At 73.0% G+C, this 9,049-nt stretch carries 9 protein-coding genes and 1 tRNA gene; 7 read left to right on the top strand and 3 right to left on the bottom strand.

Annotated features, from left to right (window positions below):
- Positions 1-131: 131 nt before the first annotated feature.
- Complete coding sequence (locus ACZ3IL_RS08940) at positions 132-449, bottom strand: hypothetical protein (protein ID WP_467388077.1); 318 nt, start codon at positions 447-449, stop codon at positions 132-134.
- A 137-nt stretch (positions 450-586) separates the two neighbouring features.
- A tRNA-Cys gene (locus ACZ3IL_RS08935) sits at positions 587-658 on the bottom strand.
- Between the two features lie 191 nt (positions 659-849).
- Between ACZ3IL_RS08935 and ACZ3IL_RS08930 the strand changes: the two genes are divergently transcribed.
- From ACZ3IL_RS08930 to ACZ3IL_RS08905, 6 genes are all read left to right on the top strand, one after another.
- On the top strand, positions 850-2,358 hold the full coding sequence (locus ACZ3IL_RS08930; protein WP_467388075.1) for an MFS transporter: 1,509 nt from the start codon (positions 850-852) through the stop codon (positions 2,356-2,358).
- Positions 2,359-2,390: 32 nt separating this feature from the next.
- Positions 2,391-2,588: an Arc family DNA-binding protein gene (locus ACZ3IL_RS08925; RefSeq protein ID WP_467388073.1), complete on the top strand. Its 198-nt coding sequence runs from the start codon at positions 2,391-2,393 to the stop codon at positions 2,586-2,588.
- Positions 2,585-2,974 (top strand): type II toxin-antitoxin system death-on-curing family toxin, encoded by a 390-nt coding sequence (locus ACZ3IL_RS08920; protein WP_467388071.1) that lies wholly within the window; start codon positions 2,585-2,587, stop codon positions 2,972-2,974. Before ACZ3IL_RS08925 ends, ACZ3IL_RS08920 begins: the two co-directional genes overlap by 4 nt.
- A 112-nt stretch (positions 2,975-3,086) precedes the next feature.
- Positions 3,087-4,883, top strand: coding sequence for a DEAD/DEAH box helicase (locus tag ACZ3IL_RS08915; RefSeq protein WP_467388228.1), 1,797 nt, complete (start codon positions 3,087-3,089; stop codon positions 4,881-4,883).
- 572 nt (positions 4,884-5,455) lie between these two features.
- The gene (locus ACZ3IL_RS08910; protein WP_053648453.1) at positions 5,456-6,097 is read left to right on the top strand and encodes an IclR family transcriptional regulator; all 642 of its coding nucleotides are present in this window, start codon (positions 5,456-5,458) and stop codon (positions 6,095-6,097) included.
- A 172-nt stretch (positions 6,098-6,269) separates the two neighbouring features.
- Complete coding sequence (locus ACZ3IL_RS08905) at positions 6,270-7,064, top strand: S16 family serine protease (RefSeq protein ID WP_467388068.1); 795 nt, start codon at positions 6,270-6,272, stop codon at positions 7,062-7,064.
- 82 nt (positions 7,065-7,146) lie between these two features.
- On the opposite strand, the gene ACZ3IL_RS08900 is transcribed toward ACZ3IL_RS08905, so the two are convergent.
- The gene (locus ACZ3IL_RS08900) at positions 7,147-7,626 is read right to left on the bottom strand and encodes an Lrp/AsnC family transcriptional regulator (RefSeq protein WP_467388066.1); all 480 of its coding nucleotides are present in this window, start codon (positions 7,624-7,626) and stop codon (positions 7,147-7,149) included.
- A gap of 121 nt (positions 7,627-7,747) precedes the next feature.
- On the opposite strand from ACZ3IL_RS08900, the gene hppD reads away from it, so the two are divergent.
- Positions 7,748-8,893, top strand: a complete 1,146-nt coding sequence (hppD, locus tag ACZ3IL_RS08895) for a 4-hydroxyphenylpyruvate dioxygenase (RefSeq protein WP_467388064.1) — start codon at positions 7,748-7,750, stop codon at positions 8,891-8,893.
- The last annotated feature ends 156 nt before the right edge of the window (positions 8,894-9,049 follow it).

The raw sequence follows: 9,049 nt of genomic DNA, 5'->3' as shown, positions 1-9,049 counted from the left end.
CGCCCGCCTTCTCTCTATTTTTTGTTGTTCTCGTGGTGGGTTCTGTTGTCCGTGGCCGGGGCGGGGGGGGGGGGGCCCCCCCCCGCGCGCCGGCGCCCCCCCCCCCCCCCCACCGCGTCCCGGGAACGGCGTCACTCCACGGTGCGGGTGTGCGCCGGTCCCGAGTCGTAGCGGTCGAGGAACTCGTCCGGCGGGACGTCGAGCGCGTGCAGTCGGGAGAACACCTCCGTGCCCGCGCCCACCTCCTCGTCGCCGTCGGAGATCCGGTAGACCTGCACCATGTCCAGGACGTCGAAGCCGCCCTCCCCGGCGTACCCGGCCGACTCCCGCTCGGCCAGTCCGACGGCCTCGTCGAGGGACCGCGCCCGGAACAGCACGACGCGTTCCTCGTAGGGCCGGCCCTCCGGGCCCGGCCACCGGTAGAAGGTCCTGGCGCCGTACCACGCCATCGGTTCTCCCCTCGTCGCCGGCCCGCCGCGTCCCCTCGGGCGAACCGCGATCATCGTCCGGAGGGGCCGCTTTCGCAAGGGGCCGGACACGACGACGGCCCCGGGCCGGGAGGGCCGGGGCCGTCGAGGGGACGTCGAGACCGTGGCGGGGATCGAACCCGCGTAACCCGCTTTGCAGGCGAGTCCCTGAGCCACTCGGGCACACGGTCGTGAGGTGATGCGGTGGTGCGCTGGTACGACCGTAGGCGGGCGGTCCGCGGGGGCTCAAGGGTTCGCCGGACCGTGCCACGCGACCGCCACACGCCCGCAACACCCCGTTCGCGGTCGTACGTCGGAGGACCGAGCGCGCACCGGTCCTCCGACAGGGGTCATTCCGGTCTACACCTCTTACCCTGGGGTGATGAGCGCCCTCGAACCCCGCGACGCCGACACCGGCGCCGCCCCCGCCGGAAGCCCCCGAACCGGCCCCCGTGCCGACCGCCCCGACGCCCAGGGGTCCGTCCTCGACCCGGCCCACCGGGCGCTCAGCATCGGCGTCGTCTCCGTCGTCCTGCTCATCGCCTTCGAGGCGACCGCCGTCGGCACGGCCATGCCCGTCGCCGCCCGCGAGCTGAACGGCGTGTCCGTCTACGCCTTCGCCTTCTCCGCGTACTTCACCACCAGCCTCTTCGCCATGGTCCTGGCCGGCCAGTGGTCCGACCGGAGCGGGCCGCTGGCGCCCCTCACCGCCGGCATCTCCGCCTTCGCCGCCGGACTGCTCCTCTCCGGGACCGCCGGCTCCATGTGGCTGTTCATCCTCGGGCGGGCCGTGCAGGGCCTCGGCGGCGGCCTGGTCATCGTCGCCCTGTACGTGGTCGTCAGCCGCGCCTACGCCGAACACCTCAGGCCCGCGATCATGGCCGCCTTCGCCGCGAGCTGGGTCGTCCCCTCCGTCGTCGGCCCGCTCGCCTCCGGCACGATCACCGAGCACCTGGGCTGGCGCTGGGTCTTCACCGGCATCCCCGTCCTCGTCGTCCTGCCGCTCGCCCTCGCGCTCCCCGCGATACGCCGGACCGCCTCGGGGCCCGCCGACCCGTCCGCGCCGCCCGTCCCCTGGGACCGGCGCCGCGTCCGGCTCGCGCTCGGCATCTCCGCGGGCGCCGGGCTCCTCCAGTACGCCGGGCAGGAACTGCGCTGGCTCTCCCTGCTCCCCGCCGCCGCGGGCGTCGCGCTCCTCGTGCCCGCCGTGCGCGGTCTGCTCCCGCACGGCACCTACCGGGCCGCCCGGGGACTGCCCTCGGTCGTCCTGCTGCGCGGGGTCGCCGCCGGGTCCTTCATCGCCGCCGAGTCCTTCGTGCCCCTGATGCTGGTCACCCAGCGGGGCCTGAGCCCCACCCTCGCCGGCTTCTCCCTGGCCGTCGGCGGCCTCACCTGGGCGCTGGGCTCCTGGATCCAGTCCCGGCCGTGGACGGAGCCGTACCGGGAGCGCCTCGTCGTCCTCGGCATGGTCCTGGTCGCGCTCGCGATCCTGGCGGCGCCGAGCGTCCTGATCACCGCCGTCCCGGTGTGGACCGTCGCGGTCGCCTGGGCCTTCGGCTGCCTCGGCATGGGCGCCGTGATCTCCTCCACGAGCGTGCTCCTCCTGAAGCTCTCCGCGCCCGAGGAGGCGGGCACGAACTCCGCCGCCCTCCAGATCTCCGACGGCCTCTCCAACGTCCTGCTGCTCGCGATCGGCGGCGCGGCCTTCGCGGCCCTCGGCGGCGGCGCGGTGGGCCACGCCGTGACCTCCTCCACGGCGGCCACCGGCTCCCACCCGGGCGCCTTCGCGGCGGTCTTCCTGCCGATGGCCGCGGTGGCGGCGGCGGGCGCGTGGGTGGCGACGCGGCTGCACGGGGACCCGGGACGGCCCGGGGACCCGAAAGCTCCCTGACACCATGTGGTACCGCGCGGTACCATGGCGTCATGGCTGGTCTCAACGTCAGATTCACCGAGGAAGAGCTGGACGCCCTGCGCGAGCGGGCCGAGGCGGAGGGGCGCAGTATGCAGTCCTTCGCGCACGATGCCGTGATCCGGGCCATAAACGAGCATGCGCGCCTCTTCAACGAGGCGGCCGAACACGTGCTGAAGGTCAGTGAGGAGCTGAACCGGAGGCTCGCGTGACGTACTACCTCACGCTTCCCGAGCTCCTGAACCTCGCGCGGCGGCTCGGTGCGGACGACGTGCGGGACTACGGTCTCCTCGACTCCGCCCTGGCGCGTCCGCAGTCGAGCGTGTTCGGCCAGGACGCCTACCCGGACGTCTGGCAGAAGGCGGCGGCGCTCATGGAATCGCTCGCCCGAAACCACGGGCTGGTGGACGGGAACAAGCGCATCGCCTGGTACGCGACCTGGGTCTTCCTCCACGTGAACGGACATCCCCTGGACTCGGCCTTCGACGTCGACGAGGCGGAGACGTTCGTCCTGGACGTCTGCCAAGGCGCCCTCGACGTCTCCAGGATCGCCGCACAACTGCCCCGGTTCGCGCGCCGAACCGGGACCGCGACGTGAAATGTGACGCTTGCCGCACCCGGGTGGGAGACCTCCCGCCGGGTACGAGGACCGGGGCCGGCCGCCGGTAAGGTGGCCCGGTTGTCATATCTGGACGAGCGCCGAACCGGAGATCGTGACTACCACCGCCACCTCCTCACACCACCTCTCTCCCGCCTTCCCCGGGCGCGCCCCCTGGGGCACCGCCGGCAAGCTGCGAGCCTGGCAGCAGGGAGCGATGGAGAAGTACATCCAGGAGCAGCCGCGCGACTTCCTCGCGGTCGCCACCCCCGGGGCCGGCAAGACCACCTTCGCGCTGACCCTCGCCTCGTGGCTGCTGCACCACCACGTCGTGCAGCAGATCACCGTGATCGCGCCCACCGAGCACCTCAAGAAGCAGTGGGCCGCGGCCGCCGCGCGCATAGGGATCAAGCTGGACCCGGAGTACAGCGCCGGGCCGCTCAGCAAGGAGTACGACGGCGTCGCCCTCACCTACGCGGGCGTCGGCGTCCGGCCCATGCTCCACCGCAACCGCTGCGAGCAGCGCAAGACCCTCGTCATCCTCGACGAGATCCACCACGCCGGGGACTCCAAGTCCTGGGGCGAGGCCTGCCTGGAGGCCTTCGAGCCCGCCACGCGCCGCCTCGCGCTCACCGGCACCCCCTTCCGCTCCGACACCAACCCCATCCCCTTCGTCACGTACGAGGAGGGGAACGACGGCATCCGCCGGTCGTCCGCGGACTACACCTACGGCTACGGCAACGCCCTCGGCGACGGGGTCGTGCGGCCGGTCATCTTCCTCTCCTACAGCGGCAACATGCGCTGGCGGACCAAGGCGGGCGACGAGATCGCCGCCCGCCTCGGCGAGCCGATGACCAAGGACGCCGTCTCGCAGGCCTGGCGCACCGCCCTGGACCCGCGCGGCGACTGGATGCCGAACGTGCTGCGCGCCGCCGACCGGCGCCTCGCCGAGGTCCGCAAGTCCATCCCCGACGCGGGCGGCCTCGTGATCGCCTCCGACCAGGAGTCGGCCCGCGCGTACGCCAAGCTGATCCGCGAGATCACCGGCCACCGCGCCACCCTGGTCCTCTCCGACGACGCGGGCGCCTCCGGCCGCATCGACGAGTTCAGCGAGAGCGACGACCGCTGGATGGTCGCCGTCCGCATGGTCTCCGAGGGCGTCGACGTCCCCCGCCTCGCGGTCGGCGTGTACGCGACGACGATCTCGACCCCGCTCTTCTTCGCCCAGGCCGTGGGCCGCTTCGTGCGTTCCCGCAGGCGCGGCGAGACCGCCTCGGTGTTCCTCCCCACGATCCCCAGCCTCCTCGGCTTCGCCAACGAGATGGAGGTCGAGCGCGACCACGTGCTCGACCGGCCGAAGAAGGCGGGCGAGGACGAGGACCCGTACGCCGAGTCCGAGAAGGAGATGGCGGAGGCCGAGAAGCAGCAGGACGAGGACACCGGCGAACAGGACATGCTGCCGTTCGAGGCACTGGAGTCCGACGCCGTCTTCGACCGGGTCCTCTACAACAGCGCCGAGTTCGGCATGCAGGCCCACCCCGGGAGCGAGGAGGAGCAGGACTACCTCGGCATCCCCGGCCTCCTCGAACCCGACCAGGTCCAGCTCCTCCTCCAGAAGCGGCAGGCCCGGCAGATCGCGCACAGCCGCAAGAAGCCGGACACCGAGGCGGACCTCCTGGAACTGCCCGCCGAGCGGCGGCCCGTCGTCTCCCACAAGGAACTGCTCGAACTGCGCAAGCAGCTCAACACGATGGTCGGCGCCTACGTCCACCAGAGCGGCAAGCCGCACGGCGTCATCCACACCGAGCTGCGCCGGGTGTGCGGCGGCCCGCCGAGCGCGGAGGCCACCGCCGGACAGATCCGTGAGCGGATCAAGAAGGTGCAGGAGTGGGCCACCCGCATGCGGTGACCCTTCTGTGGCCGGCCGGGGCCCGTGCGCGGAGACGTGTACGGGCCCCGGCCGCGTTCCGGCCCATCAGGACCGGAGCGGGCCCATCAGGACCGGAGCCGGTCGGCGGTCCTCGCGCGGGCCCGGAGCGGGCCCGGAGCGGAGAGCCGGCCCGGCGCCCCCGCGCGGGGCCCTGAGCGGAGCCGGCCGCAGGCCCCTGAAACGGCCCTCGTGAGGCTTTCGCGAAGCATTGGCGAGGCCTTCGCGAACACCCCCGCGCACGCCCTCCGGGCCGTCCCCCGGCCCCGCGCGACAAAGCCGATCTTGTCCGCCGAAGTCCCTCGTCGGACCGGTAAAAGTCCCGAACCGCCTTCATCCGGTCGCCCGTGACCGGATTCTGGACGAGGTCTTCCGCTGAGCGGAGCGGGTCGCTACTGTCCCGGCTCAAAAGCAATCGCCCCGTGGCAGCGCCGCCGCGGAGCGCAGCCGGTGTACCCCTTCCTGCCGGCGGCCTCTGACGTGCGTCGCCGCGGGACCGGCGAGGCAACCCCCGTGAGAGTCCCGCCTCCACTCACTCCGAAGGAGAGGGCGTCGTGACCGCGGAGACCTCCCAGACGCTCGACCGGGGACTCAGAGTCCTCAAGCTGCTCGCCGACACCGACCACGGCCTGACCGTCACCGAGTTGTCCAACAAACTCGGCGTCAACCGGACCGTCGTCTACCGCCTCCTCGCCACACTCGAACAGCACGCCCTCGTCCGGCGCGACCTCGGCGGGCGCGCCCGCGTCGGCCTCGGAGTGCTGCGGCTCGGGCGCCAGGTCCACCCCCTGGTGCGCGAGGCGGCGCTGCCCGCGCTGCGCTCGCTCGCCGAGGACATAGGGGCGACGGCCCACCTCACCCTGGTCGACGGGGCCGAGGCGCTGGCGGTCGCGGTCGTCGAACCGACCTGGACGGACTACCACGTCGCCTACCGGGCCGGCTTCCGCCACCCCCTCGACCGGGGCGCGGCCGGCCGCGCGATCCTGGCCGCCCGCCAGGGCGGACTGACCGAGCCCGGCTACACCCTCACCCACGGCGAACTGGAGGCCGGCGCGAGCGGCGCCGCCGCCCCGCTGGTCGGCGTCACCGGCGTCGAGGGCAGCGTCGGCGTCGTCATGCTCGCGGACGCGGTGCCGGAACGGGTGGGCCCCCGCGTGGTGGACGCGGCCCGGGAGGTCGCTGACGCGCTGCGCTGACGCGCGGAACGGTGCCGTCAGCCCGACGTCCTCTTCCGCCGGCGGGAGTAGGGCCGGGCGACGGCGCGTACGGGCCCGGAACGCGGTGGTGGCGAGGACCGGTCCGCGCCCGGCCCCGCCCCGGCGTCCGCCCCCGCCCCCGCCCCGGTGCGCGCCCCAGTAGATTGGGGGCGTGTTCTCCAGCCTCTCCCGTCCCCGCGCCCTCGCGCTCTGCGCGCTGCCCGTCGTCGCGCTCTTCGCCGCCGTCGGGCTCGCGCCGCTGCCGTACGCGATCGCGCAGCCCGGCTCGACCGCCGACGTGCTCGGCGCGGACAAGGGGCAGGAGGTCATCACGATCACCGGCGCCCCGGTCCGGAAGACCGTCGGGCAGCTGAGGATGACGACGATCCTCGCGACCGGGCCGTCCGCGGACATCCGCTTCGCGGACGTGGCCGACGCCTGGTTCCGCACCGACCGGGCCGTCCTGCCGAAGGGCTCCGTCTACCCCTCGGGGAAGTCGGACGCGGAGGTCGAGGAGCACAACCTCGGCCAGATGAGGGAGTCGCAGGACGCCGCCGCGCTCGCCGCCCTCGGCCACCTGAGGAAGGACCCCGCGAAGGTGAGGGTCACCCTGCACCTGGCCGACATCGGCGGCCCCAGCGCCGGTCTCCTCTTCTCCCTCGGCATCGTCGACAAGCTCGACGGGAACGGCGCCGGCGGCGACCTCACCGGCGGCCGGACCGTCGCGGGTACGGGCACGATCGCCCCGGACGGGAAGGTCGGCGCCGTCGGCGGGGTCTCCCTCAAGACGCAGGCCGCCGCCCGGGACGGCGCCACCGTCTTCCTGGTGCCGAAGGCGGAGTGCTCGGACGCGGAGGCCGAACTGCCGAAGGGGATGCGGCTCGTCCCCGTCACGGCGCTCGACGACGCGGTGGCGTCCCTCAGGGCCCTGGGGCAGGGGCAGGAGTCGAAGGTCCCGTCCTGCTGAACCCGGCGGGAGCGGGCGGGGCCGGGGGCGCCGGCCCGGCGCTGGCGGCGCTCCCCGGCCGTTCCGCGGAGCGGTGTCCCGGTTACGGCGGCGGCTCCCCGCCCGCCGCCTGCTCCACCAGCGGGATGATCCGCAGCGGCACCGGGTTCTCCATCACGATCGCCGTGGACGCCCGCACGATCCCCCCGAAGGCCACCACCTTGTCGATCACCCGCTGGAGGTCGGCGTTGGAGCGGGCCACCAGGCGGCAGAGCATGTCGCCGCGGCCCGTGGTCGTGTGCAGCTCCAGGACCTCCGGCACCGTCGCCAGGTGCCCCCGCACGTCCGCGCCCTGCCCCTGCTTGATCTCCAGGGTCGCGAAGGCCGTCACCGGATAGCCCAGCGCCGCCGGGTCCACCTGCGGGCCGAACCCCCTGATCACCCCGGTCGACCGGAGCCGGTCCAGCCGCGCCTGCACCGTCCCGCGCGCCACCCCCAGCCGCCGGGAGGCCTCCAGGACGCCGATGCGCGGCTCGCGCGCGAGGAGCGCGATCAGCCGGCCGTCCAGATGATCGATCGCCACGGTGACCTCCCCATGGTCAGGATGTACAAGTCGCACGGCCACCCTGACGCATCGCTGTACACATTGACCAGAGGATCAGCAAACTATTGCGCACCTTGCGAACCGGCGGGACGCTTCTCCCATGACTGAGACCATCGATCACACCCCCTCCACGGCGCGGCAGGCCGATCCCTTCCCCGTGAAGGGAATGGACGCGGTCGTCTTCGCCGTCGGCAACGCCAAGCAGGCCGCCCACTACTACTCCACCGCCTTCGGCATGAAGCTGGTCGCCTACTCCGGACCGGAGAACGGCAGCCGCGAGACCGCGAGCTACGTCCTCACCAACGGCGCCGCGCGCTTCGTGTTCACCTCCGTCATCAAGGCCTCCACGGACTGGGGCCGCTTCCTCGCCGAGCACGTCGCCGAGCACGGCGACGGCGTCGTGGACCTGGCGATCGAGGTCCCGGACGCCCGCGCCGCCTACGCGTACGCCGTCGAGCACGGCGCCACCGGCATCACCGAGCCGCACGAGGTGAAGGACGAGCACGGCACCGTCGTCCTCGCCGCCATCGCCACCTACGGCAAGACCCGCCACACCCTGGTCGAGCGCTCCGGCTACGACGGCCCCTACCTGCCGGGCTTCGTCTCCGCGAACCCGATCGTGGAGCCCCCGGCCAAGCGCACCTTCCAGGCGATCGACCACTGCGTCGGCAACGTCGAGCTCGGCCGGATGAACGAGTGGGTCGGCTTCTACAACGAGGTCATGGGCTTCACGAACATGAAGGAGTTCGTGGGCGACGACATCGCGACCGAGTACTCGGCGCTGATGTCCAAGGTCGTCGCGGACGGCACCCTCAAGGTGAAGTTCCCCATCAACGAGCCCGCGATCGCGAAGAAGAAGTCGCAGATCGACGAGTACCTGGAGTTCTACGGCGGCGCGGGCGTCCAGCACATCGCGCTCGCCACGAACGACATCGTCGCCACCGTCCGCACCATGCGGGCCGCCGGCGTCCAGTTCCTCGACACCCCCGACTCGTACTACGACACCCTCGGCGAGTGGGCCGGCGAGACCCGCGTCCCGGTCGAGACCCTGCGCGAGCTGAAGATCCTGGTGGACCGCGACGAGGACGGCTACCTGCTCCAGATCTTCACCAAGCCGGTCCAGGACCGCCCGACCGTCTTCTTCGAGATGATCGAGCGCCACGGCTCCATGGGCTTCGGCAAGGGCAACTTCAAGGCCCTGTTCGAGGCGATCGAGCGCGAGCAGGAGAAGCGCGGCAACCTCTGAGGCCCGCCCACCGCGCGGCGCGGGGGCCCGGGGCAGCACCCCGGACCCCCGCGCTCCCTCACGCGCGCGTGCCCGTCGCCGGCCGGGGTCGCGGAAGACGACGGGGCTTCCGCGCCTCCTCGCGCGTCGGGCCCCCGCGCGCGTGCCCGCCGGCCG

This window comes from Streptomyces sp. NPDC014907 (assembly GCF_055562975.1).
This window is presented reverse-complemented; position numbering and strand designations above follow the sequence as displayed.